The organism is Priestia megaterium, assembly GCF_046599315.1.
Classification (GTDB): Bacteria; Bacillota; Bacilli; order Bacillales; family Bacillaceae_H; genus Priestia; species Priestia megaterium_F.
In genome coordinates this window covers 261,684-286,443 of record NZ_JBKIKC010000002.1, presented here as the reverse complement: position 1 = coordinate 286,443, position 24,760 = coordinate 261,684, and the positions used below count along the sequence as shown (strand labels likewise).

22 protein-coding genes are annotated in these 24,760 nt (G+C 38.2%); 17 read left to right on the top strand and 5 right to left on the bottom strand.

Annotated elements, in window-relative coordinates; translation table 11 throughout:
- Positions 1-3: 3 nt before the first annotated feature.
- Together ACLHDF_RS08805 and ACLHDF_RS08800 are read right to left on the bottom strand one after the other, a co-directional pair.
- Positions 4-1,146, bottom strand: a complete 1,143-nt coding sequence (locus ACLHDF_RS08805; protein WP_413918505.1) for a SpoIIE family protein phosphatase — start codon at positions 1,144-1,146, stop codon at positions 4-6.
- A 186-nt stretch (positions 1,147-1,332) separates the two neighbouring features.
- On the bottom strand, positions 1,333-1,710 hold the full coding sequence (locus ACLHDF_RS08800) for a LysE family transporter (RefSeq protein WP_413918908.1): 378 nt from the start codon (positions 1,708-1,710) through the stop codon (positions 1,333-1,335).
- 178 nt (positions 1,711-1,888) lie between these two features.
- Between ACLHDF_RS08800 and ACLHDF_RS08795 the strand changes: the two genes are divergently transcribed.
- From ACLHDF_RS08795 to ACLHDF_RS08740, 12 genes are all read left to right on the top strand, one after another.
- The gene (locus ACLHDF_RS08795; protein ID WP_413918504.1) at positions 1,889-3,262 is read left to right on the top strand and encodes an amino acid permease; all 1,374 of its coding nucleotides are present in this window, start codon (positions 1,889-1,891) and stop codon (positions 3,260-3,262) included.
- Between the two features lie 172 nt (positions 3,263-3,434).
- The gene (locus tag ACLHDF_RS08790) at positions 3,435-4,127 is read left to right on the top strand and encodes a Crp/Fnr family transcriptional regulator (protein WP_413918503.1); all 693 of its coding nucleotides are present in this window, start codon (positions 3,435-3,437) and stop codon (positions 4,125-4,127) included.
- A 33-nt stretch (positions 4,128-4,160) separates the two neighbouring features.
- The gene (locus tag ACLHDF_RS08785) at positions 4,161-4,877 is read left to right on the top strand and encodes a YjjG family noncanonical pyrimidine nucleotidase (RefSeq protein WP_413918502.1); all 717 of its coding nucleotides are present in this window, start codon (positions 4,161-4,163) and stop codon (positions 4,875-4,877) included.
- A 232-nt stretch (positions 4,878-5,109) separates the two neighbouring features.
- Positions 5,110-6,798, top strand: a complete 1,689-nt coding sequence (gene ggt, locus ACLHDF_RS08780) for a gamma-glutamyltransferase (protein WP_413918501.1) — start codon at positions 5,110-5,112, stop codon at positions 6,796-6,798.
- Positions 6,799-7,385: 587 nt separating this feature from the next.
- Positions 7,386-8,840 (top strand): glycoside hydrolase family 68 protein, encoded by a 1,455-nt coding sequence (locus ACLHDF_RS08775; RefSeq protein ID WP_413918500.1) that lies wholly within the window; start codon positions 7,386-7,388, stop codon positions 8,838-8,840.
- A 96-nt stretch (positions 8,841-8,936) separates the two neighbouring features.
- Positions 8,937-10,502, top strand: coding sequence for a glycoside hydrolase family 32 protein (locus tag ACLHDF_RS08770; RefSeq protein WP_413918499.1), 1,566 nt, complete (start codon positions 8,937-8,939; stop codon positions 10,500-10,502).
- A 106-nt stretch (positions 10,503-10,608) separates the two neighbouring features.
- Entirely contained in the window at positions 10,609-11,043 is a 435-nt protein-coding gene (locus ACLHDF_RS08765) for a ferritin-like domain-containing protein (protein ID WP_013056263.1), read from the top strand.
- A gap of 301 nt (positions 11,044-11,344) precedes the next feature.
- The gene (locus tag ACLHDF_RS08760) at positions 11,345-12,805 is read left to right on the top strand and encodes an MDR family MFS transporter (protein ID WP_413918498.1); all 1,461 of its coding nucleotides are present in this window, start codon (positions 11,345-11,347) and stop codon (positions 12,803-12,805) included.
- A 358-nt stretch (positions 12,806-13,163) separates the two neighbouring features.
- Positions 13,164-14,354: a glycine C-acetyltransferase gene (locus ACLHDF_RS08755; protein ID WP_413918497.1), complete on the top strand. Its 1,191-nt coding sequence runs from the start codon at positions 13,164-13,166 to the stop codon at positions 14,352-14,354.
- Between the two features lie 37 nt (positions 14,355-14,391).
- Positions 14,392-15,351, top strand: coding sequence for an L-threonine 3-dehydrogenase (locus tag ACLHDF_RS08750; protein ID WP_413918496.1), 960 nt, complete (start codon positions 14,392-14,394; stop codon positions 15,349-15,351).
- A gap of 198 nt (positions 15,352-15,549) precedes the next feature.
- Positions 15,550-16,014, top strand: a complete 465-nt coding sequence (gene hutP / locus ACLHDF_RS08745) for a hut operon transcriptional regulator HutP (RefSeq protein ID WP_413918495.1) — start codon at positions 15,550-15,552, stop codon at positions 16,012-16,014.
- Between the two features lie 357 nt (positions 16,015-16,371).
- Positions 16,372-17,592, top strand: coding sequence for an MFS transporter (locus ACLHDF_RS08740; RefSeq protein WP_413918494.1), 1,221 nt, complete (start codon positions 16,372-16,374; stop codon positions 17,590-17,592).
- Positions 17,593-17,680: 88 nt separating this feature from the next.
- Here the strand turns inward: ACLHDF_RS08740 and ACLHDF_RS08735 are convergent, their stop codons facing one another.
- Positions 17,681-18,910, bottom strand: a complete 1,230-nt coding sequence (locus tag ACLHDF_RS08735) for an MFS transporter (RefSeq protein WP_413918493.1) — start codon at positions 18,908-18,910, stop codon at positions 17,681-17,683.
- Positions 18,911-18,921: 11 nt separating this feature from the next.
- A complete protein-coding gene (locus ACLHDF_RS08730) occupies positions 18,922-19,503 on the bottom strand; it encodes a TetR/AcrR family transcriptional regulator (protein ID WP_413918492.1) in 582 nt (193 codons plus the stop codon).
- Positions 19,504-19,779: 276 nt separating this feature from the next.
- Between ACLHDF_RS08730 and ACLHDF_RS08725 the strand changes: the two genes are divergently transcribed.
- The 4 genes from ACLHDF_RS08725 (at position 19,780) to ACLHDF_RS08710 (ending at position 23,541) form a co-directional block, all read left to right on the top strand.
- Entirely contained in the window at positions 19,780-20,445 is a 666-nt protein-coding gene (locus ACLHDF_RS08725) for a type 1 glutamine amidotransferase domain-containing protein (RefSeq protein WP_413918491.1), read from the top strand.
- A 141-nt stretch (positions 20,446-20,586) separates the two neighbouring features.
- On the top strand, positions 20,587-20,865 hold the full coding sequence (locus ACLHDF_RS08720) for a putative quinol monooxygenase (RefSeq protein ID WP_413918490.1): 279 nt from the start codon (positions 20,587-20,589) through the stop codon (positions 20,863-20,865).
- Positions 20,866-21,100: 235 nt separating this feature from the next.
- Positions 21,101-22,540, top strand: a complete 1,440-nt coding sequence (locus ACLHDF_RS08715; RefSeq protein ID WP_413918489.1) for an aldehyde dehydrogenase family protein — start codon at positions 21,101-21,103, stop codon at positions 22,538-22,540.
- Between the two features lie 164 nt (positions 22,541-22,704).
- The gene (locus ACLHDF_RS08710; protein ID WP_413918907.1) at positions 22,705-23,541 is read left to right on the top strand and encodes an MBL fold metallo-hydrolase; all 837 of its coding nucleotides are present in this window, start codon (positions 22,705-22,707) and stop codon (positions 23,539-23,541) included.
- Positions 23,542-23,686: 145 nt separating this feature from the next.
- Here the strand turns inward: ACLHDF_RS08710 and ACLHDF_RS08705 are convergent, their stop codons facing one another.
- Complete coding sequence (locus tag ACLHDF_RS08705) at positions 23,687-23,932, bottom strand: hypothetical protein (RefSeq protein WP_413918488.1); 246 nt, start codon at positions 23,930-23,932, stop codon at positions 23,687-23,689.
- Positions 23,933-24,088: 156 nt separating this feature from the next.
- Here ACLHDF_RS08705 and ACLHDF_RS08700 point away from each other — a divergent pair, with 156 nt between their 5' ends.
- Positions 24,089-24,715 carry a LysE family transporter gene (locus ACLHDF_RS08700; protein ID WP_413918487.1) on the top strand — a complete coding sequence of 209 codons (627 nt, stop codon included), beginning with the start codon at positions 24,089-24,091 and terminating at the stop codon, positions 24,713-24,715.
- The last annotated feature ends 45 nt before the right edge of the window (positions 24,716-24,760 follow it).

Sequence of the window (24,760 nt, the reverse complement as noted above, 5' to 3'; positions counted from 1 at the left end):
TTTTTATTGTGCTTGCGCTTGAATCATGAGTACACACATATCATCAGGCTGATTTAACTTTTGTTCTTCTGAAAAAATTTCATTCATGAATGCCCTCGAATCTGTCCACTTTTGTTCGGTCAGTTTTTGAAGACGAAGAGAAGATTCATTTTCGCAAGGACCCATTGATTCGAGAGCTCCGTCAGTAAATAGTAAAATTTGCACGTCGTTCTCAAAGCTGACAACAGATTTCTGAACATCTATCTCTTCAAAAAAGCCTACAGGGCAACTTCCTCGTTGAAGGGGAACGAGCGTATGCTCATCTACTAACATATAACCTTCTGGATGCCCGGCATTCACATATTCTACGGTCTTAGCTTCCGTATCAATGACTAAATAAATAGCTGTGAAATAGTAAGGGATTTCATCTTTTTCGCTGTGCAATAATTCCATATAGCGATTCAATTCTGTAATAACCTGCTCAGGATCTACGAGCGACTTGATAGCTTCTCTGAGTACAGAAGATATAAACATACAGACGAGTGAGGCAGAGATACCGTGGCCCATCATATCAAAAAGAATAATTCCGTACCGATGCTCGTCAATTTTATGCCAATAATACATATCACCCGCTAATTTAAAAGAAGGATAGTATGAAACCTCCATTTGAATATCTTTCTCTCGTAACGGAGGGCTGAGTAGATTTTGCTGTACGTGGGTAGCTAAATCTAACTCATTTTGAATTTTCTTTTCATGTTCCGTGTGCCAGTCAATTTCTGCTTTGAGGCGTAAAGCTACCCGCATACGAGCCAGCAGTTCCACTTTATTAATCGGCTTTGTGACATAATCCGTTCCGCCGGCGTCTAGAGCTTCTACTAATTTGTTGCTGTCTTCTAGGGCTGTGACAAAGATAATGGGAATATGTTTTAAGTGTTCTACCTCTTGAATTCGCCTGCACGCTTCGATTCCATCAATTTCGGGCATCATAATATCAAGTAAAATCAAATCGACCGAATTCGTTTTTGAGTTCTCATCGTTCAGGTTAAGATAGTCAAAAAGAGCATGGGCAGACGTAAGAGACACACAGTTATCGTATCCAGCGCCTTTTAAAATTTTTTCAATCACAAATAGATTGACTTGATTGTCATCTACTAGAAGAATGGTCATGCTTTATTTCCCCTTATTATGTTTGAAGACTAATGATTAATTATGTAGTTTTCAAGCATTTTTTATACTTTTTCTGTTTTTCTATTTATCTATTATACAGAAAACACAGCGTTTAGGGTATTTTTAAGGTTATTCTTTTCTATTAAAAAAGGTTATTCGTCCCCCCAAAAGGAGAAGAATAACCTTTTATAGCAACTTATATAAAGCAAATATATCAAAAGTCAGTACAACAGCTCCGGAAATACGATTTACCCAAATCAAGCTGTTACTCGTGAACTTCGACCGGGCAAGGCTAATGCCAAAACTGAGTGAAAGCCACCAGCAGGCTGATCCTAAAAATACGCCTGCGACCATTGCCAAAGCAGAAGCAACATTGAATGCTGATTTACTAATCCCTACACCAGAAAACACGCCGATAAAAAACAATATCGGCATTGGATTAGTAACGGTTAGAAAAAGAACGGATGTATATGAACGAAGCAAGCCTTCCCCTTTAGCAGCAGCATGCTCTGCAGGTTGAAAACGGAAAGTTTGCACGCATGTTTTTAGTCGGTTCGGGTACATCATAATGGGGTGATACAAAATAATGATAAATAATTTTGTTTTATTCACTAAAATATTTAAACTATAAAATATTTTACATAGAAAATTAAATGTAGTAAAATAATTCCCTGTTACATATATAGAAAGATCTACCACTAAGAGTAGTCATTCGTAATGAGATGAAGAGAGGTTAGTCATCATGAGTAATCTGTTTACAAAAAAAGATGTTAACAAGCTGCTAGATGAAAATGCAGCAAAAGAATCAACTAAAACACTAGGGTTATTTGATGTTATTTTGATGGGAGTAGGAGCAACTATTGGGACAGGAGTTTTGGTTATAGCAGGGCTAGTTGCTGCCAGGGATGCAGGACCCTCGGTGTCCATTTCCTTTGTTATTTCTGCTGTAGCCTGTATTCTTGTTGCGCTGTGCTATGCAGAATTTGGTTCAGCTATTCCAAGTTCGGGAGGCGCATATACATACATATATGTTTCATTAGGGAAATTTGTAGCGCATTTAATAGGGTGGTCCATCGTAGGCTGCTATACGGTATCTTTAGCTTCTGTAGCAGGCGGATGGTCATCTTATGTGAACAATGTGCTTACTGAGTTTAGTATTAGACTTCCTGAATCGTTCACCGCCATACCGAGCGACGGAGGTATCATTAATCTTCCGGCAGTATTTATCGTACTGTGCATGTCGTTTTTATTAACAAGAGGGGTAAAAGAAAGTAAAAAAATAAATAACTTAATGGTTTTAATTAAGATAGGTATTGTTCTTTTATTTGTAGCCGTCGGCGTCTTTTTTATTGATACAAATAACTGGCATCCATTTACTCCTTTTGGTGTGAAAGGAATCTTTGCAGGCGCGGCTTCTGTCTTTTTCGCTTATAACGGATTTGATGCTATTTCTACTTCGGCAGAAGAAGTAAAAAATCCACAAAGAAACTTGCCGCTAGGTATTTTGATTGCCCTAAGTATTTGTGCAGTCATTTACGTAGTCATTGCGCTAGTTTTAACAGGGATGGTTTCTTACAAAGAGCTAAACGTAGGCGATGCGTTGTCATATGCGCTTAATAGTGTTGGACAAGAATGGGCAGCTCTTATTTTGTCTATAGGAGCCGTTATTGGTATTATGGCCGTCGTGTTTGCTTATTTGTTTGTTGTGCCTCGCGTACTGATGTCAATGAGTCATGATGGATTATTGCCGTCTCTTTTTGCGAAAGTGAACAGAAAGAACAGCGAACCTGTCATATCAACGTGGCTTGTCGGCGCGTTAGGCGCGGTCATAGCTGGTTTTGTTGATTTAAAACAGCTGGCGGATTTAGCCAATATGCTGGCGATTGTTACGTTTGCTGCCGTTTCATTTTCGATTTTGGCTCTTCGAAAAAGTCAGCCTAACTTAAAGCGCGGTTTCAAGGTACCTTTTGTACCGTTCATTCCAATTCTTGCTATTCTTTGCTGCATCTTTCTTATGTTTAACTTATCACTGAAAACGTGGGTGTATTCAATCGGCTGGATGCTGATTGGCGTCTTTATTTACGCTGGATACGGTAGAAATAAAAAGAACGTTTAACAAAAAAGACTCTAAGCGAACGTGCTAGAGTCTTTTTTGTTTATATATTTTTCTTGAAAGTGATTCATGAACATAACGTGAAAAATAAAATTTTATTTGGGACATATGTCCTTTTTATTATAAGAAGTGTTATTGTTTAATAAAAAGAAACCGTTATGATGGAGATGGAAGCATGAGAGAAATTACGAGTCGGGAACAGCTGCTGGAGTATATAAATACTTATAAATTAGAGTCGGTTTTCAAGGAAGAGTTAATATCTTATTTGTCACTGTATTACGTGAAGGCAGGAGAACGTCTTTGTTCTCAAGGAGACACGTCTCATTGTTTATACATATTGGTGAAAGGAAAGGTTAAAGTTTATACAATATCTCCCGAAGGCAAGACGCTTGTTCTTTCCTTCAAGCAGCCTCTTGAAGTAATAGGTGATATTGAGTATGTACAAAGTGTTGATATTATGAATACGGTGGAAGCCGTTTCACCTTTAGTTGTTATCGGTATACCGTACAAACGATTAAAGCAATATGCCGGCCATGACCCCGACCTGCTGACGTTTTTACTAGAAATGCTCACAAAAAAGTTTTGTGCAAAATCGAACTCGCTAACCTTTAATTTAATGTACCCAGTTGAAGTGAGGCTGGCTAGTTACTTGCTCTCTATTTTTTGTGAAGAATCGCATTTGGTTATGAACCAAAAAACAGAAAGCTTAAAAGACATTGCGAATTTAATCGGAACGACTTACAGGCATTTAAATCGTGTTCTTCAGAAATTTGTAGCACAAGGAGTTATTGAAAAACAGAAAGGCTCTATTATCCTCAAAGATAAGGAAAAACTGCGCTGTCTAGCAAACAACAATATATATGAGTAAAAAAGTAATAGATTAGTTGAAGGGGAGAGAAGAATGAAAACATACCGAACGTTGCTTTTTGACATTGATAATACACTTTTAGATTTTAACGCAGCCGAAGAGCAGGCTTTGCAGCTTCTTTTTACTAACCACGATATTCCGCTGACTGATGAAAGCAAAAAACGTTATAGTTTAATAAACCAGAGGTTATGGTCAGCTTTTGAAGAAAATAAAATAAGCCGCGAGCAAGTTGTAAATACTCGATTTTCTATTTTATGTAAACAATATGGAGTAGAGAAGGACGGGAAGCTACTTGAAGCGGAGTATCGAACGTATTTGAACAATGGACACCAGCTAATTGACGGAGCGATTGAAGTAATTAAGAACCTGAGCAGAAACTATGATTTGTACGTTGTTACAAATGGCGTGTCGGCTACACAATATAAGCGCCTTCAAGATTCGGGTCTATATCCTTATTTTAAAGAAGTATTTGTTTCCGAAGATACAGGTTTTCAAAAACCTATGAAAGAGTACTTTGATTATGTTTTTTTTCGTATAAAAGAGCTTTCCGTACATGAAACGTTGATTATAGGAGATTCTTTGAGTGCTGATATTCAAGGCGGACACCTAGCCGGTATTGATACGTGCTGGTTTAACCCTCAGCTAAAAATAAATGATACAAATTGGATTTCAACCTATGAAATTCAAAGACTTCAAGAGCTTTATGACCTGCTGAACGTAAAGAATGAAGCTATTTCGGTACAAGTATAAAAGTGTATAAACGTTAGAAATCAAAAAAAGCGTCAATCCCTTTATTTAAATGAAAAAGGGTGGCGCTTTTTTATTTTATCGCTTTCAAAGGTTTAAAAATACTCTAGGAATATCGGTCTATGAACAGGATTGCCGAAAGTAATCAATACAAATTTAAACAGTTTTATCTAAAAAACAATAGGGTATTTTACCAATATACCAGATAAAGTAAGTAAATAGGAGGTCGTAAAAGATGATTAATGGAAAAAGTTTATCTCGTTCAGGAAAGAGTTCATATAGAAGAGAAACGGCCGTTGGAAAAACAGGAATGGTAGCCAGCGCTCATCCAATTGCAACAGACGCCGGTGAACAGGTACTCAGAGCTGGAGGCAATGCAATCGATGCGGCAATAGCCGTTCAGTTTGGCCTCAACGTTGGGGAACCGATGATGACGGGTATTGGGGGCAGCGGCTTTTTTATGGTATACCACAATGAAAGTAAAACAACTAAAATTTTTGATGGGCATTCCCAGGCTCCTGAAGCAGCTTATCCTGAAATGTTTCTGGATAAAAATAAGGAAGTTATTCCGTTTAGAAAGCGTTCTACGCATGCGACGGCGATCGGAATCCCAGGGATTTTAAAGGCAATGGAAGCAGCCCGTAAAGAGTATGGAACAAAACCGCTTGCTGAATTAATTGAACCGGCTGCCAAGGCAGCAGAAGCAGGGGTGGAAACAAACTGGGTTCTTGGAGATATTTTAAAAACATATGCCTATCGACTAGGAGAACATGCTAAGGAGCTATATTCTCCGAACGGCAAGCCTATACAAGAAGGAGATATGATTAATAAAAAAGATCTTGCTAAAACATTTCGTATTCTTCAAAAAAAAGGTATTGAGTCTTTTTATGAAGGTGAAATTGCAGAAGCCATTATTTCAACGATAAAAGAGCACGGCGGTTTTATGGAACTGCCCGATTTGAAAGAATACGAGATTAAGATTGATGAGCCTGTATGGGGAGATTATAAAGGATATCGAATTGCTTCTTCCAACATGCCTAGTGCAGGAGGGACTACCGTGCTGCAAATCTTAAAGCTATTAGAGGACTTTGATGTGTCTCAGTATGACATAAAATCTTGGCAAAAGTATTATTTGTTTGCAGAAGCTATGCGTATTGCATTCTCAGATAAAATTGCATTTTCTGGAGATCCAGATTACAGTGATATTCCATTAAAAGGACTTTTAAATAAAGAATATATAAAGAAACGTCAAAAATTAATTAATTGGAAGCATAAAAATGAGAAAGTTGATTTCGGTAATCCATGGGATTATGAGAAAGGTAAAAAAGTGAACGTGGTTCGCCAGCCTTATGAACCTGAACGTGAGCTTAGTGAAACAACTCACTTCACCGTAGTTGACCGCTGGGGTAATATTGTCAGCTGTACATCTACTGTGGAACATCCTTTTGGTACAGGAATTATGGTTAAAGACCATGGATTTTTACTCAACAACGAACTTACTGATTTTGATGCCATTCCTGGAGGATTAAATCAAGCAGGTGCAGGAAAGCGTCCGGTTAGCTGTAAAAGTCCAACCATTGTTTTTAAAGACAACGAACCTGTACTTACTTTAGGGTCTCCAGGTGGACCGACTATTGTAGGGTCTGTGTTTCAAACGCTTATTAATGTTTTAGACTATGGAATGGATATAAAAGAAGCGATTGAAGAACCAAGAATTTTTAATAGTACAGGATCACTTATTGGTTGGGAAGCCGGAATGGATATGAATTCCAAAGGAGAACTAGAAGCCATGGGATTTAATTTTGGAGATGAGCCATTCCCAATTGGAAACGTTCAAGGTATTCAAATTGATAAAAGAAACGGCCGTTTATTTGGAGCAGCTGATTCCAGCCGTGAAGGAAAAGCAACGGGTTTAGACTCTTAATATTTAAAAAATGCATCATGCGCTTTCCCTTTTGTAAAAAGGGAAAGCGCATGATGCATTAAAAAGATGAAAATGAGTAGGTAAAAAGAATGAATATTTTTTTCTGAAAACGTACTTTAGACCTTTATTATTACCATACTAATCCTCAGAAAGAAAGAAACAATAGAACGTTTTCATGTACAAATGTTAAAAAAGAGTACTCATTTTTCAAGAGAGGAATGAAAACAAAATTGTCGGAAAGTACACAAAAAAAGAAATAGCGCTTCCAATGCCAGAAAGATAGAGTATTTAATAGTGTAATAAATATAAAACGCAACGGCTGGAAATCGTATGTTGGAATGTAAAAAAAGTCGTACACTTTTTTAGGGAACGTTTACATAAAAACGCTTCTTATACGTAAACTTTGGTCCTAGTTACAGCTCAATAAGAAGGTTGAAAAAGAGAAATAGCTACATTTGGCATGTTTGACTTTCAGCATTTATCCAAGTAATCTTTTGGTTGAACGGAACCGGTTCTGTTTTCGAATTTTTGATAGCTAATTGAATTAATAAATTTATATTCTTTACTAACCCAAAAGGAGAAAACATATGAAAATGAAACGAGTTGCTAAGCATACAACTGCTGCTACATTGGCTGCAGCCCTACTAGTAGGCGGGGGATACCAAACATTTGCTAAAGGAAATGACAGTAAAGACTTTAATAATAGCTACGGAATTTCGCATATTACTCGCGATAATATGGTGAAAATTCCACAGCAGCAAAACAGTGAGCAGTTCGAAGTTCCTGCTTTTGATGAATCAACTATTAAAAACATTGATTCTGCTAAAGGAAAAGATGCATCAGGAAATACAATTGACTTAGATGTATGGGACAGCTGGCCATTACAAAATGCTGATGGAACAGTAGCGACTTATCATGGATACCAAATTGTGTTTGCCCTAGCAGGTGATCCGAAAGATTCAAATGACACGTCTGTTTATCTTTTCTATAAAAAAGCGGGAGACAAATCTATTGATAGTTGGAAAAACGCTGGAAGAGTGTTTAAAGACAGTGATAAATTCGTTCCGAATGACCCACATCTTAAAAACCAAACGCAAGAATGGTCTGGTTCTGCAACGTTAACAACAGATGGTAAAGTTCGTTTATTCTACACGGATTATTCAGGTAAACAATACGGAAAACAAACGTTAACGACAGCTCAAGTGAACATGTCTCAGCCAAACGATAATACGTTAAAAGTTGACGGAGTAGAAGATTACAAGTCAATCTTTGATGGAGACGGAAAGATTTATCAAACGGTTCAGCAGTTTATTGATGAAGGCGGGTATGACACGGGAGATAACCATACGCTAAGAGATCCTCACTACATAGAAGACAACGGACATAAGTACCTTGTTTTCGAAGCTAACACTGGAACAGAAGATGGCTACCAAGGTGAAGACTCTTTATATAACAGAGCATACTATGGAGGAAACAACCCTTTCTTCCAATCTGAAAAGAAAAAGCTTCTTGAAGGATCTAATAAAGAAAAAGCTTCTTTAGCAAACGGTGCTTTGGGTATTATTGAGTTAAATGATGACTATACGCTCAAAAAAGTAATGAAGCCGCTTATTACATCAAACACAGTTACAGACGAAATTGAACGTGCAAACATCTTCAAAAAAGATGGAAAATGGTATTTGTTCACCGATTCTCGAGGATCTAAAATGACGATTGATGGAATCGGACAAGATGATGTATATATGCTAGGCTACGTTTCAAATACGTTAACAGGAAAATATAAGCCTTTAAATGGTACAGGATTAGTTCTTCACATGGATTTAGATCCTAACGATAAAACATTTACGTATTCTCACTTTGCTGTACCGCAAACAAAAGGTGATAATGTCGTTATTACAAGCTACATGACAAACAGAGGTTTTTATGAAGACAGCCACTCTACATTTGCACCAAGTTTCTTAGTAAATATTGACGGTTCAAAGACATCTGTTGTAGAAGATAGTGTTCTTGAGCAAGGCCAGTTAACAGTAGATGAAGACTAAGCGTTTTGCAATAGCAACAAAAGAAAATGGTGATTGTAATCACCATTTTCTTTTGTTTTATTCGGTGTAGACAAAAATGAGAAAGGTGGGGGTTGTTTGAAGAAAAAAGGTGCTTATAAATGGATGATGCTTGCTGTTCTTTTAGTTGTAATAGCTGGACTCATTATAGCAGGCATCTCCAAAAAAGAGGATAAAAAAGACGAGGTAAAAGAAAAAGGGAATAAAACTGAATCTACTTATCGTCCAGTATATCATTTTAGTACACCTGATAAATGGAAAAATGATCCTCAAAAGCCCATTTATTTCGATGGAAAATATCACTACTATTACTTATACAATCATGATTACCCTAAAGGAAATGGAACGGAATGGCGACATGCAACGTCTGAAGATTTGGTTCATTGGAAAGATGAAGGAGTAGCTATTCCAAAGTATACAAATAAAAATGGCGATATATGGTCTGGATCCGTTGTAGAAGATAAAGAGAACACAGCAGGCTTTGGTAAAGGCGTAATTGTAGCTATTATGACCCAGCCTTCTGCTGATGAACAAAAGCAGGAACAGTATCTATGGTATAGTACCGATAGAGGAAAAACTTTTAAATCATATAGCAAAAATCCTATCATGCCTAATCCAGGCACCAAAGATTTTAGAGACCCAAAAGTCATATGGGATAATGAACTTGACAAGTGGGTGCTCGTCATGTCGGAAGGTGAAAAAATCGGATTTTATGAGTCTTCTAATCTAAAAGATTGGACGTATACAGGAGGGTTTGTAACCAAAGATATTGGTATTACAGAATGTCCAGACCTTTTTCAAATGAAAGCAGATGACGGGACAGTCAAGTGGGTTCTCGGGACAAGTGCAAATGGAAAAGCAAGCGGAAAGCCAAACACCTATGCTTATTGGACAGGAAATTACGATGGAACAACATTCACTCCTGATATGGAAGAGCCACAATGGCTCGACCATGGCTTCGATTGGTATGGAGGAGTCACTTTTAAGGACGGTAAAAATGATGATTCTTTAGAAAAACGTTATGCTTTTGCATGGATGAACAACTGGGATTATCCAGATGAGACGCCAACGATGAAAGAAGAATTTAACGGCTTCGATTCAGTAACTCGTGAAATTACGCTTTCAAAACAAGACGACAACCAATACAGCCTGTTATCAAAGCCTGTCGAAGAATTAAATCGGCTAACTGATTCAACAAATTCTCTTGAACAAGTAGAAGTAAACGGGGAGAAAAAGTTGAAGATAAAAGGCGAAGCTTATCAGCTTGATACAGATATTTCGTGGGCGGATGCAGAGAATATAGGCTTAAGACTAAGAGAGTCTGCAGATCAAAAGAGGCACATTGATGTAGGGATTTTTGCAAAAGATAACGTCTCATATGTGAATAGAAGCTATAGTAATCAGCCTGATCAAAGCAAAAAGTATGTGGAAAGCCGCGATTTTTTTGATGCAGGTAAAAAAAATGTTCATTTAAAAATATTAGTAGATAAAACAAGTATTGAAGTCTTTGTTGATGATGGAAAAACAGTGCATTCCAGCGAGGTATTTCCGCGCCACAACGACCAAGGAATTACGCTTTTCTCTCAAGGAGGACCGTCTTTGTTTAAAAATATAAAAATCAAACATTTTCGTTCCATTCAGTAATTCCCTATTTTTAAAAAGAAGGAGTAGAATATCACCTCATTATGGTTTAGGACTAGGTAGAAAGGGTACATGTCTATTAACAGCAAATGAAAGGGTGTTTATTCAAATGGAAGAGAAAATGAGACAACTAATAGAGGGACTTAATACCGATTTAGCGGGTGAATATTCGGCGGTTATTCAGTACACTTACTATGCGTCTACAGTAACCGGCCTAGAATATCAAATTTTAAAACCTTTCTTTGAGGGAGAAATTCCTGATGAGCAAGGACATGCCCTTTATTTATCAGAAAAAATTAAAAACCTTGGCGGTGAGCCGACAACAAAGCCAGCTGAGGTGAAGCACGTCTCAAACGTGACGGAAATGCTTAAAGAAGCGAGCAAAGCTGAAAAAGAAACTATCCAGCGCTACGAAGAGCGTAAAAAGCAAGCGGAAGAACTAGGGTTAACAGAGCTTGTGGTAAAACTTGAAGATATGATTGCAGATGAAACAAATCATATGGAAGAAATGGAACGTTTATTAAAAGATCCCCGATTAAGTTAATCATACAAAATACGTAAAAAGCATCCTATAACATCTGTTACGGGATGCTTTTTTGTGATGTGAAAAGGAAATAAAACATCATTTACGCACGTTTTATAAATGAGAGTAAAGTCATATTTTTGAAATTATCTATCGTTTTGAAAAAATTTATAGTAAAATAATTATTTGGCTGCATATGGCAGTAACTATATGCGGAGCATCGCGTACATATAAAGGCTAAAAGTGTATAAATATATTGAAACCGCTTTTATTTTCTGTGAGAAAAACGATGGTATGCCCGCAGTTGCAAGGAGAGAAAAAGATGAGGAAACGAATCATGACAGCGCTGCTGCTTGTCACTGTTTTAGCTGCAATGGAAGGAACCATTGTCAGTACAGCAGTTCCACGAATTACAAGTGATTTGTCGGGTATTGAGCTAGTTAGCTGGGTATATGCCATTTATATGCTGACAACGGCTGTATCTACCCCTATATACGGAAAGTTAGCGGACCTATTCGGACGCAAAAAAGTTATGCTTATTGGAATTATTATTTTCTTAATCGGATCGATACTTTGCGGACTTAGCTTTTCAATGCAACAATTAATTGTCTATAGAGCGATCCAAGGGCTGGGCGCCGGGGTCGTTATGCCGCTTACAATGATTATTATTGGTGACCTGTATGAGGAAGCAAAAGAAAGAGCCAAAGCGCAAGGATGGATTAGCGCAGTTTGGGGAGTTGCTGGAGTTCTTGGACCTCTTCTTGGAGGATTTTTAGTCGATACGCTGTCTTGGCGCTATATTTTCTTTTTAAATATACCGTTTGGACTAATGGCTTTTTTTGTTCTTTTAGTAAATTATAAAGAAGAAGTGGTGAAAGAAAAACGCTATATCGATTATATTGGAGCGATAACGTTTTCAGTTGGAACAATTGCATTTTTGTACGCACTTTTAACCGGAAGTCAGCATCAAAACTGGGGAGATCCGATTATTATAGGGTTATTTGTTCTAGCTGTTCTGACATTCATTGGCTTTATTTATATCGAAAAGAAATCGCCGGAACCTCTTATCCCGCTTGAGCTGTTTTCTATTCGAAGTGTTTCTGTCATAAACTTATTAACACTTCTTGTTGGATCAGTAGTTATTAGTATTACGGTCTACCTTCCAATTTGGAGTCAGGGAGTGCTAGGAAAAAGTGCAACCGCTGCGGGTTTTGTGTTAATGCCTATGCCTGTATGCTGGACGATTGGTTCACTGCTTTCAGGGAATTTAGTAGGACGCCTTAAAACGCACTCCATTCTTACGCTAGGCACGGCAATCGTAAGTACGGCCTGTTTTATGCTGTTTTTAGTCTCCACCCACTCACCCGTATTTTTAATTTATCTAGCCGTTGGAGTCCTTGGTTTAGGAATGGGTATTATTACGCCTATTTTTATGTTAGTCATTCAATCAGCAGTCCCGGCTAGCAAAAGAGGAGTAGCGGTGGCTCTTAATACGTTCACAAATACATTTAGTCAAACGCTTGGTTCTGCTGTGTTTGGTACAATCTTTAACTTAGTGACGCTTTCACAAGCAAAGAAATTAGGGCAAGAAAATTTGAATGCTTCGTTTGAGACAGGTGGGGTACCAGCAGAAGAACTGTCAAAGCTGCATGAAATTCTTGCATCAGGTGTTCACATTATTTACAGTGGAACGTTTTTAGCTGCTTTACTAAGCTTTGCTGTCTCATGTTTGTTAGTAAAAACGAGACATGAACAAATAAAGAACATATCTGCGCAAAAGTGAGGGAAGAGTCTATCTTTTAAAAAAAGATAGACTCTTTTTTTTAGAGAATTGCCAAAGAAAGAAATGAAAAAAGATATTGTCTAATAACGTTCCGGAAAAACCGTTAACATAAGGAAAAATTTTTATCGGTACAGAAACTTTTATATTTTTTGTTTTTTTAGTATGGACATTTACCTAGTTGTTGATTATTATAAATTCTATAAGTATTGAATATTAAGCGCTTTCAAAAGAAACATTTGTCTTTCTCAGGAATACACTTGATTTTCAACTCATATACTATAAGTGCTTAGATTAATCTTTTAATGGGGAAAAGAGAAGTTTATAAAAAGCGTTGAACGACAATGGGGAGGTATGAAAGATGACAAGCAGATGTTTAAAAGAATTCTTGAATAATAATTTAGAAGATTTAAAAGGTAAAGGACTATACAACGTTATTAATCCGGTAGAGGGACCAAACGGACCTGTTATTCAAATTGACGGAAAACAATTAATTAATTTATCTTCCAACAACTATTTGGGGCTTGCTACAGACGAAAGGCTTATTAACGCATGTAACGAAGCTACTGAAAAATACGGAGTGGGGGCTGGAGCTGTCCGAACGATTAATGGAACTCTAGATATCCATATTAAGCTAGAGGAAAAGCTTGCAGCGTTTAAGCATACAGAAGCAGCTATAGCTTACCAGTCTGGCTTCAACTGCAATATGGCAGCTATCTCTGCGGTTATGGATAAACATGACGCGATTTTATCAGATGAGCTGAATCACGCCTCAATTATTGACGGATGTCGGCTATCAAAAGCAAAAATTATTCCTTACAAACATTCAGATATGGAAGACCTTCGTGCAAAAGCACGCGAAGCACAAAAATCCGGTGCCTATAATAAAATAATGGTGATTACCGACGGTGTATTCTCCATGGACGGAGATATTGCTAAGCTTCCGGAAATTGTAGAAATCGCAGAGGAATTTGATTTGATCACATACGTAGATGATGCTCATGGCTCGGGCGTATTAGGTAACGGTATGGGCACAGTCAAACATTTTGGCTTATCTGAAAAAGTAGACTTCCAGATTGGAACATTGTCAAAAGCGATTGGAGCTGTAGGTGGATACGTAGCCGGAAAAAAAGACTTAATTGACTGGCTAAAAGTAAGAAGCCGTCCATTTTTATTCTCGACTGCTATTACACCGGGTACGGCTGCTGCATGTATTAAAGCGATTGAGATTTTAAGCACAAGTACAGAGCTGCAGCGTCAAATGTGGGAAAACAGTCGTTATTTAAAGCAAGGATTAAAGGAGCTAGGATTTGATATCGGAGAAAGTGAAACACCTATCACTCCGTGCATTATAGGAGATGAAAATCAAACGCAGATTTTTAGTGAAAGGTTAACAGAAGAAGGGGTATACGCTAAATCAATTGTTTTCCCTACCGTTCCAAGAGGAACAGGGCGTGTTCGCAATATGCCAACGGCTGCTCATACAAAAGAAATGTTAGATGAAGCACTTCGCATCTACAAAAAAGTAGGCAAGGAAATGAAATTAATCTAAACGTTTAATCTAGGCAGTACACGAGGAGGATATTGAGATGAAAAAAGTATTGATAACGGGTTCTCTAGGACAAATCGGTTCTGAATTAACGATGAAAATGCGAGAGATGTATGGTTCAGAAAATATTATTGCCACTGATATTCGTAAAACGACAAGCGATGTTGTGACTTCAGGGCCATTCGAGATTTTAGATGTAACGGATCAGACCGCGTTATTTACAATTGCTCAAAAATATAAAGTCGACACAATTATTCACTTGGCTGCGCTGTTATCAGCGACAGCCGAGCAAAAACCGCTTCTTGCGTGGAATTTAAATATGGGAGGATTAGTAAATGCGCTGGAAGTAGCCCGCGAGCTACAGTGTCAATTTTTTACTCCAAGTTCAATTGGTGCATTTGGTCCAACAACTCCAAAAGACTGGACGCCGCAGGATACAATCCAGCGCCCTACAACGATGTATGGTGTTAATAAAGTAGCAGGAGAGTTGCTTTGTGATTACTACCATCATAAATTCGGAGTAGATACAAGAGGTCTACGCTTTCCAGGATTAATCTCATACGTAACGCCCCCAGGTGGAGGGACAACGGACTACGCTGTTGAAATTTACTATGAAGCCGTTAAGCATAAGCGCTATACGTCTTATATTAACAAAGGAACCTATATGGATATGATGTATATGCCTGATGCATTAAATGCTGTTATTCAACTAATGGAAGCAGACGGTTCCAAGCTGAAACATCGAAATTCATTTAACGTTTCTGCAATGAGCTTTGATCCAGAACAAATGGCAGCTGAAATCAGAAAAACCATACCGGAATTTGTGCTGAATTACCAAGTAGATCCTGTTCGACAAGCAATTGCTGAAAGTTGGCCTAACCATATAGATTCCAGCTGTGCAAAAGAGGAGTGGGGATTTAAAGCAGAATATAACCTAGAAAAAATGACGAGAGAGATGCTGGGAAAGTTAAAAGTTGACTCACAGCTTGTCTTAACGTAAGTAGAGAAAAATGATTTTTTCTATAAAAATAAAGTAAGCGCTTACTAAAAAGGATACTTATTTATGCATATTCTGCCTCATAACAGTGATGAACAATACACATAGAACTTTTAGTAGGCGCTCGTTTGTTGAATAATCAGCACCTTTTTAGGCACCGTCTGTTAAAATAATAAGGAGGATAGAAGGGAGGAATGACAGTTGAGTAATAAATTCCAACAAATCAATGATTTTTCAATGGGAAGATTAACATCCTTACTCGTTCTTTTACATAATACAGAGTTAGCTGAAGATATTGAAAAGGAAATTAATGAGAGAGGCTATAGCTACACAGTAGGAAAAGTGGGAGCGATGGAACTGTCTAAAGTCGTCGCAGCAATTGAAACGAGTGCTAAAACAAACAAAATTATTAATGCCCAGTCGTACCGGGAAGTTCACGCTCTTTATCATGCTATACTTGAAGCCATTCAAGGAGTTAGTCGAGGAACGCTTCAGCTGGGGGATATTTTACGAACCGTAGGACTCACATTTTCAATCGTGCGCGGAAAAATTGAGTTTTCAGGAAAAAGCGACGAATGGATTAGCGTTTGTGTGTATGGAACGATAGGTGCGCCTAAAAAGGGCTTCGAGCATGACACGTTAGGCTTTGGTTTTAACCATATTTAAAAGACAATTGACTTAATATGATGATAGTAAAAAGCGAGTAGTAGATGTACATAGCTGCTTTAAAAAGGATATTTTTCTTGTTGAAAGCTTTTGTGTGACGTGTTAACATAATGATTAATATAATAACTGCCTTTAAGACGGTCCAGAGAGGCCGAAAAGGACGGATCGCTATTTACTGCTTCTACGCCTGTCTGTGCCCTTTTGCCCTCTGTGACAAAAGGGCTTTTATGCGTTACTTACCTCTTTTAAACGAAGTCCAGAGAGGCTTCAAAAGAGAATGGACATATGTTATTTATCCATTCCTTCAAAAAATAAAGAGCGTTGATACAGAAAGAATACACTGGAGGGTGGAACAACATGAACTATCGTAACAAGACAGTTGTAGCATCAGTAGCAGGTTTGACGTTAGAAGGGATGGACATTATGTTTATCTCGTTTGCTATGTCAATGATTATCGCTGAATTTCACATTAATTTAGCAACAGGTGGACTTATTTCTTCTATTACGAATATAGGAATGCTCATAGGCGGCGTCATTTTCGGAATTTTAGCAGACAAATTTGGAAGGGTAAGGATTTTTACCTACACAGTTCTTCTATTTGCAGTCGGAACTGCATTAACAGGTTTTGCAACAAATGTTGAACAAGTTTATGCCTCACGATTTATTGCCGGAATTGGGGCTGGAGGGGAGTACGGGATCGGCATGGCTCTTGTAGCAGAAGCGTGGCCGAAACATAAGCAAGGACGAGCTTCATCTTATGTTAGTATTGGCGCTCAGTTTGGAGTTATTCTTGCGGCGCTTTTAAGTTCTCTGATCCTGCCGATCTTCGGATGGAGAGCTCTGTTCTTTGTTGGGATCATACCTGTCATCTTTGCTTTTATCGTACGAAAAAATTTAAATGAATCTCCTGAGTGGTTGATAGTTCAAAAAGAGAAAACAGCAGTTGTTAAAAACAATGGTAAGCTTCGTCAACTATTTGATACACCTAGGACAACGATGACGACTATTTCTCTTGCAGTGATGGCTACCGTTCAAATTGCAGGATATAACGGACTGATGATATGGCTTCCATCTATGCTGCAGCAATCACAAGGGCTGTCTGTTTCAAGTTCAGCTCTTTGGACAATCAGTACAGCCGTTGGAATGATTATAGGCATGTTAACATTTGGTCAATTTATGGACCGATTTGGCTCTAAACGTACCTTTGGAATTTTTCTTCTTGCTTCAGCTTGTGCGGTATTTTTATACTCTTATGCAGAAGGAAGTGCAGGGCTACTTATAGGAGGAGCTGTGGTCGGATTTTTTTCAAACGGAATGTTCGCAGGATACGGAGCATTGATAAGCAGCCACTATTCAGTAGAGGTTCGCAGTACTGCAACGAACACCATTTTTAACTTTGGGCGAGCGTTGGGTGGATTATCACCAATTCTTGTCGGATATCTTTTGCAAAGCTATGATATGACGGTAGCGATGACGTACTTGGCAGGGCTGTACTGTATTTCGTTTGTTTTTATGGTGAGTCTTAAAAAAACGGGAGAAAAGAAAGTGAAACAAATGAAAGCTCAATCTGTTCTTTAAAATGAAACATAAATTCTATGTTTTTCTGCAAAAAACGCCCTTATTCAAAAGGGCGTTTTTTTGATTATATAAAAAATAAGACGAGATATTATATGGTTGTTTCTTTTACAGATGCTTCATTAACTTCTACTGACGTTGCTGCAGACTTTTTACTTCTTATAAACATCGAAACACCTAGTCCGATTACTAGCATAGATGCTAATGATTCAAAGGCAAGTCGGAAGTGTCCGGTGCTAATTAAACAAACGGCTAGAACAGGACCCGAGCTTGCGCCTAAAAATAAAATAAAAGCATTAAAGGATACGGCACTTCCTCTAGACGCACCGCCCAACTGATTAATCAGTGAAATCGTAATAGGCGTTACAATCGCAATTCCTGCTACATAAATAACGCTGCTGATCACCATTAATACTACGCTTGGGCTCAGTCCGAGTCCAATCAGTCCTATGATGGCAATCACGAGCCCGCCTCGAAGAATAAATTCAGTCCCCATTTTCATAGCAAATCGTCCTGCAAACGGTGATAAAAGCATCCCAACAATGCCTGCAGCACGGATAAGAAGAACTTGTTGATCTGTTAAGCCCCACTTTGGAGAAGATAAATAGCTTCCTAGAAGTGTATACATGCCAACAAGTGTTAATAAGAGTGTAAATGTAATAAAAAAAATAAAATTTAACTGTTTTTGCTTAAAGAGATTTGGCATTTGCTTAAATTTTAGCCATACGCTTTCTTTTGCCCGAGGAAGGTCATCTTTCGGAAGAAATAGAATGACCAATACGCTAGAAACAAGATAGAGTCCGCCAAGCATTGAAAAAATAGCATGCCATCCGAATAATCGGTTGATAACGCTGCTAAATACTTGGCCTGCCACGCTTGCCATTAGCAAGCCAGAGCTGATGAATCCAAGAGCTGTTACTCGTTTATGTGCAGGAAACGTCTCAGCGGCATATACAAACGAAATGGGAGCAAAGGCAGCTGCAATAATTCCTTGAAAAGCTCTAAGGAAGATTAATCCGCTAAAATTAGGAACGAGGCTGATAAGAAGCGTCACGATGGTTAGCAAACTAATGCTACAGACAAGGAAAATCTTGCGTCCATGTTTATCAGAAAATGGACCGTAAATTAAGCATCCCAGCGCATAGCAAAGAGAAAAGACGCTGCCAATCCACGTAGCTTGATTTGTTGAGATATTAAAATACATTGTAAACATTCCGGTAAGTGGAATCGTAACATACATACTCGATAGGATAGCTAATCCGCACCAAAATAAAATAAGTGTAATAAATGCATAGTCTTTATGATGACTCAGTTTTTCCATGATGTCTTTTCCTACTTTCTTTCATCACTAGAGCACAAAATACTGGTGATGATATGATCGACTAAATTTGTAATAAAACGTTCGTCTGGTTCTTGGTTGTATATCAGAATGCGAAAATAAATAGGGCCAAGAAGCATATCTAAAATAATATCCGTGTTGAGATCCGGTTTGATCTCTTTTCTTTTAATAGCTGCTTCCAAAAATAAGGTTGTATCTCTTCTTCGAAGTGTGAGAAAGGACGTGTAAAAAGACTTGGAGATTTCTTCATTTTCTACAATGATAGCGAGCATCGAACGCCCAATTTTGGAACTGAAAACAGAAGCAAGGTTTGTTAGCTGACGCTGAAAATTTGAGCGTACGGAGTCTTCTATGTCAAATTGGAAGCTTGAAGCCGTATACATAAGAAAAGCATCAAGAACTAAATGTGCTTTTGTATCCCACCATCTGTATATGGTTGTTTTTCCGGCTCCTGCGTGGGCCGCGATGGCTTCAATTGTAAGAGAGGGATAACTTGTATTTTCTAACACTTGGAGAGTTGACTCTAAAATTTTCTCTTTATTTCTAGGTTGCTTGGCAGGTTTTTTTTCTTTCATTCTTGAACTCCTATCTTCATTTAAAAAACGATACGTATCGTATCGAGTTATATAGAGTATAGTATTCTTTTTCAAGACTTTGTTTCCTTCGAAATTCCTCTTCTTTGCAGAAACCGCCCCTTTTTGCATGTAATAAAAGAATATATGCAATATCTATAAAAATATTTATCGATAATCAGATATTTTCTAATTTGTATTATAGAGATTCCTCTCTAACAATATAGTGTGTAAGGCGGAAACAGAAACTCCTATCTTTGTTTACAGGAGGACGTTATTATGTCTAAACATATATTAATGGTCGTAACAACGGCTGACAAAATGAAGGAGAATCATCCAACAGGCCTTTGGCTTTCAGAATTTGGTGAAGCGTACGTAGAGTTCGAAAAAGCTGGGTTTGCTATTACTGTAGCAAGCCCTCTAGGAGGAAAAGCGCCGCTGGATGCTCGCAGCCTTGAAGGAGAGACTTCTCAAGAAATCCTAAATACAGCTAAGCACCTAGAGAATACGCTAAAACTTGATACCCTTACAGAAAGTGCTAAATTCGATGCAATTTTCTTACCAGGCGGTCACGGCACAATGTTTGACCTACCAGATAATCAAATGCTTCAAGCTTTAATCCGTGAAGTATACGAAGGGGACAAAGTAGTAGCCGCTGTATGTCATGGGCCTGCAGGCTTAGTAGGTGTTACATTATCAGATGGAAAGTCGTTGGTCGAAGGAAAAGATATCGTTGCATTTACAGATGATGAAGAGTGTGAAACAGCATTGGACCGCTTCATGCCGTTCCTTTTGGAAACACGTCTGCGTGAACTTGGTGCAAATGTAGTAACTGCTCCAAACTGGACGGATAATGTACAGAGGAGTGGAAACTTGATAACAGGTCAAAACCCTCAGTCAACAATCAGTGTAGCAAAAGAAGTCGTTAACCAACTATTAAATTAACATGTAAAAAAGTCCGTATGTTTTATTGTATTGGACTGGAGAAATAAATCATGATACACAAATTATGATTGTCAGTGTAATGAATACAAAAAGAGGGAAACTTTTTTATGGAGAATATTTTTTAAGAAATGAGGAAAAACGATGTCAGAAATTATTGTTAACGCCATTTTGCAAGCCAAGCCAGGAAAAGAAGCAGAATTTCGATCGGAGTTAGTAAAAGTTGTTGAACCGTCAAAAAGAGAAAATGGATGTATTCAATACACTCTCCACCAAGACATGGACAAAACAGGCACGTTTGTTTTTTATGAGAGATGGAAAAGCAAAGAAGATGTTGAAGCTCATCTTGAAACACCTCACTATAAGCAATACAGACAGCAAACTGAACCATTAATTGAAAGCAGAGTGGTACATCGTTTATAAGAAGTATGTTAATGCATACACACCGTTCATATACGAACGGTGTTTTTTATATACAGAGTTAAAAAGTTGCAGAGGAAAAATAGTTTTAGCTATGAAAGAGTGATTGGAAAAAGATAAGATGCAGGGAAAGAAACAACAAATAAGATAAGTGGTGTTTGAGAAGCGGACAGGCGGGTAGACAAAAACTAGATAACATAGTTCAACAATTAGCAAACTAAAAGGAGAGATCAAATCAATGCGTACAAATTTAAAGCACTTTATTAATGGAGAATGGGTTGAATCAACAGGAAACGAAACGGCAGATGTGATCAATCCTGCTACTGAAAAATCAATCGGGAAAATTAGCTTAGGTACAAAAGAAGATTTAGATAAAGCTGTAGCAGCTGCTAAAGCAGCTCTTCCAACATTTTCGAGAACAACAAAAGAAGAGCGAATTAAAATGCTTCGTAATATCGCAAAAGGGTATGAAAAGCGTAAACAAGAGCTTATTGAAGTCATGACTGAAGAGCTTGGCGCTCCTTTAAAAATTTCAGAAGAAGTTCACTATGAAATGGGGCTTAGCCACTTTAAAGAAGCAGCTGATGCTCTTGAAGATTATACATTTGAAAAAGATCACGGGAGCTACAAAGTCGTGAAAGAGTCTATTGGAGTAAGCGGACTTATCACACCGTGGAACTTCCCAACAAACCAAACGTCTACTAAAATTGCAGGAGCTATCGCAGCAGGAAGTCCAATGGTATTAAAACCATCAGAACTTACACCGTATGCGGCGATGATATTAGCAGAGATCATTGATGAGGCCGGTGTGCCAAAAGGTGCCTTCAACCTTGTGAACGGAACGGGAAGTACAATTGGTGATGGCATTAGTTCTCACCCAGACATTGATTTTGTATCTTTTACAGGGTCAGGTGCCGTAGGCGAAAAAATTATGCAAAATGCTGGTAAAACAATCAAAAAAGTGGCGCTTGAACTAGGTGGGAAATCACCCCTAGTCGTACTAGAGGATGCGGATGTAGAAGAAGCAGCTAAAATAGCAGTTTCACACATCGCAATGAATACAGGACAAGTATGTACGGCAGCAACACGTATTATCATTCCTGCCTCTATGAAAGAAAAGTTTGAAGAAGCGGTGAAGAGGGTTCTACCATCATTTCCAGTTGGAGATCCGTTAAATAAAGATAACGTAACCGGACCACTTGTAGCGAAAAAGCAGTGGGATCGCGTACAAGATTATATTAAAAAAGGAATGGACGAAGGTGCAACACTTCTTACTGGCGGAACAGGAAAGCCAGACGGCTTAGAGACTGGTTACTTTGTTAAACCAACAGTCTTTACTGACGTTTCAAATGATATGGTTATTGCACAAGAAGAAATCTTTGGACCCGTAACAACTATTATTACTTATGATGACTTGGAGCAAGCTCTTGAGATCGCAAACGATACAGTTTATGGACTTGCGGGCTATGCGGTCGGAAAAGACCAAGAAACACTTGATTATGTTGCTAAAAATATTAGAGCTGGTCAAATCATCGTCAACGATGCCGAGCAAGACAGGGCTGCACCGTTCGGTGGATTCAAACAATCTGGTATTGGACGCGAGTGGGGAGTATTCGGTATCGAAGAATATCTAGAGCCAAAAGCGATTATGGGCGTCAAAGTTCCAGCCAATGTATAATTGATGTTAAAAAAGAAAGGAGTTCTTCTCCTTTCTTTTTTTATGGATACATAAAATAGAGCTATACAAAAAAAGAATAACGAAAGCAAAGGTGGATAGCATAAACGTGTATCACGTATATGAAGTGACACGATAAAGGAGGGAATTATAAAGTGAATAGGGACATGCAAGGAAGTTCATCAACAGAAAGTTTTATTCCGATGAGCTCTATAGCCAGTGGAAAAGGAGTCGAAGTGACGCCAGATATCTATAGCTATACTACACAGATTGTTAACGTATGTTTTATAGGAAACCCAGCCGAAGACAATAGTTTTGTCCTTGTTGATGCAGGAATGCCTAACTCGGCTTCTATGATTATTAAAGAGGCAGAGGGAAGATTTGGAGAAGGGAAACAACCAAAAGCAATTATTCTTACACATGCACATTTCGATCATATTGGAGCTATTATTGAATTAGTAGAGAAATGGAAAATACCGGTGTATGCACATCCACTTGAACTTCCATATGTGACGGGTGAAAAAAATTATCCTACACCAGATGGCACAGTGGAAGGCGGGCTTGTAGCGAAGCTTTCTCCACTATTTCCAACGGAAGCCATTGATTTAGGCTCTCATGTGCAAGCTTTGCCAGCAGACGGCTCTGTACCTCATATGCCGGAGTGGGAATGGATTCACACCCCTGGTCATTCTCCAGGACATATTTCTCTTTTTAGAAAGCAAGACCTTGCGCTTATCGCAGGAGATGCTTTTGTTACCACTAAGCAAGAATATTTGCTGGATGTATTGGAACAAAAATTGGAAGTTAGCGGTCCTCCTCGTTATTTGACTACCGACTGGTCGTCTGCCAAAAAATCAGTTGAACTACTTCAGTCACTGCATCCGTCTATAGCAGTAACGGGGCATGGACAACCAGTTTCCGGCGAATGGCTTTCAACTAATTTATCAAAGCTTGTTAAAAACTTCGATACAATTGCTCGTCCCGATTACGGAAAATATGTATAAGAATAAAGGAATGATTTTTATCTTTACATATGCTCTTAAAAGCTAAGAATCAAGGTTAAAAGCTCTAAGAACGCACTGCATTCTTAGAGCTTTTTTTAGGTTTGTTTATCTAAAAGTGAAAAAACAGTTGTTTTTATTAGTCTTATTAAAAATTTTGTTGAATAGCCTGCTGTGCTTCGCGTAAATGTCTTAAATGTTCTTCCATTCGCTTTAATTCTTTATCGCCAGACGCCTCTTTTTTTTGTTCATTAATTTGCTGCTGAACCATATTCAAATGCATTTGAGCGTTTTGAAAATTGGCTGCATTCAAATTCATCTGCCCTTGATAAACAGCCTGTTCAGCTAATTGTAATGCTTCTTTAATATGAGTGTATGAATTCACGCTTCTCATCCTTCTTATAGTATTTACAGTTAACATGCGCTGCTTTTTCGCAGCTATACAAAAGAATTTAGAAATAAAATAAAAATTACGTAGTACAAGCTAAGTAGGCTGCATACATTTATCATAGTTCAATTTATAAAATCTCAGAAGCAGGGAGGGATGTATGTGGGGGCTTTTTTTAGCTATGTCTTATTAGGGCTATCATTAGCGGCGCCAATCGGCCCAATCAATGCTGCTCAGCTTGATAAAGGAATAAAAAATGGTTTTTTACATGCGTGGTTCTTAGGGATAGGTGCAACATCGGTCGACGCTCTTTATATGCTTGTAGTCTATTTTGGCTCTGTTCATTTTTTAAGCAGCGATTTTATGAAGACGTTTCTCTTTTCGTTCGGATGCTTTGTATTAATTTATACAGGTGTTGAAGGGTTAATGAGTGCAGGAAAGATTACACAGCATAGAAACACAAAAGGTGATTCTGTGTTAAAGTGTTTTTTCTCCGGCTTTTTAATTTCGTTAACAAATCCGCTTACCATTCTTTTTTGGCTTGGCATTTATGGCTCTGTTTTAGCCAAAACAGCTAATACATACGAAACAGAACAGCTCATCCTATATAGCTGTGCTATTTTTGCAGGAATTTTGTCCTGGGATATTGCTATGGCCGCTTTGGCAAGCACGTTTCGACGGTACTTAGCCGCGACGTTTTTGACTGTCGTATCCGTTGTATCCGGGTTATCTTTAATAGGGTTCGGTATATATTTTGGATGGCAGGCTGTAAAGCAATTTATAACTTAATAAAGAGACGTGCCGACTTTCAAGGGTTTTCCTATGCTAAAAATT

Coding starts and splice junctions, on each gene's coding strand:
- ACLHDF_RS08805 (WP_413918505.1), bottom strand. CDS start 1,146: ATGACCATTCTTCTAGTAGATGACAATCAAGTCAATCTATTTGTGATT.
- ACLHDF_RS08800 (WP_413918908.1), bottom strand. CDS start 1,710: ATGTACCCGAACCGACTAAAAACATGCGTGCAAACTTTCCGTTTTCAA.
- ACLHDF_RS08795 (WP_413918504.1), top strand. CDS start 1,889: ATGAGTAATCTGTTTACAAAAAAAGATGTTAACAAGCTGCTAGATGAA.
- ACLHDF_RS08790 (WP_413918503.1), top strand. CDS start 3,435: ATGAGAGAAATTACGAGTCGGGAACAGCTGCTGGAGTATATAAATACT.
- ACLHDF_RS08785 (WP_413918502.1), top strand. CDS start 4,161: ATGAAAACATACCGAACGTTGCTTTTTGACATTGATAATACACTTTTA.
- ggt (WP_413918501.1), top strand. CDS start 5,110: ATGATTAATGGAAAAAGTTTATCTCGTTCAGGAAAGAGTTCATATAGA.
- ACLHDF_RS08775 (WP_413918500.1), top strand. CDS start 7,386: ATGAAAATGAAACGAGTTGCTAAGCATACAACTGCTGCTACATTGGCT.
- ACLHDF_RS08765 (WP_013056263.1), top strand. CDS start 10,609: ATGGAAGAGAAAATGAGACAACTAATAGAGGGACTTAATACCGATTTA.
- ACLHDF_RS08760 (WP_413918498.1), top strand. CDS start 11,345: ATGAGGAAACGAATCATGACAGCGCTGCTGCTTGTCACTGTTTTAGCT.
- ACLHDF_RS08755 (WP_413918497.1), top strand. CDS start 13,164: ATGACAAGCAGATGTTTAAAAGAATTCTTGAATAATAATTTAGAAGAT.
- ACLHDF_RS08750 (WP_413918496.1), top strand. CDS start 14,392: ATGAAAAAAGTATTGATAACGGGTTCTCTAGGACAAATCGGTTCTGAA.
- ACLHDF_RS08740 (WP_413918494.1), top strand. CDS start 16,372: ATGAACTATCGTAACAAGACAGTTGTAGCATCAGTAGCAGGTTTGACG.
- ACLHDF_RS08735 (WP_413918493.1), bottom strand. CDS start 18,910: ATGGAAAAACTGAGTCATCATAAAGACTATGCATTTATTACACTTATT.
- ACLHDF_RS08730 (WP_413918492.1), bottom strand. CDS start 19,503: ATGAAAGAAAAAAAACCTGCCAAGCAACCTAGAAATAAAGAGAAAATT.
- ACLHDF_RS08725 (WP_413918491.1), top strand. CDS start 19,780: ATGTCTAAACATATATTAATGGTCGTAACAACGGCTGACAAAATGAAG.
- ACLHDF_RS08720 (WP_413918490.1), top strand. CDS start 20,587: ATGTCAGAAATTATTGTTAACGCCATTTTGCAAGCCAAGCCAGGAAAA.
- ACLHDF_RS08715 (WP_413918489.1), top strand. CDS start 21,101: ATGCGTACAAATTTAAAGCACTTTATTAATGGAGAATGGGTTGAATCA.
- ACLHDF_RS08710 (WP_413918907.1), top strand. CDS start 22,705: ATGCAAGGAAGTTCATCAACAGAAAGTTTTATTCCGATGAGCTCTATA.
- ACLHDF_RS08705 (WP_413918488.1), bottom strand. CDS start 23,932: ATGAGAAGCGTGAATTCATACACTCATATTAAAGAAGCATTACAATTA.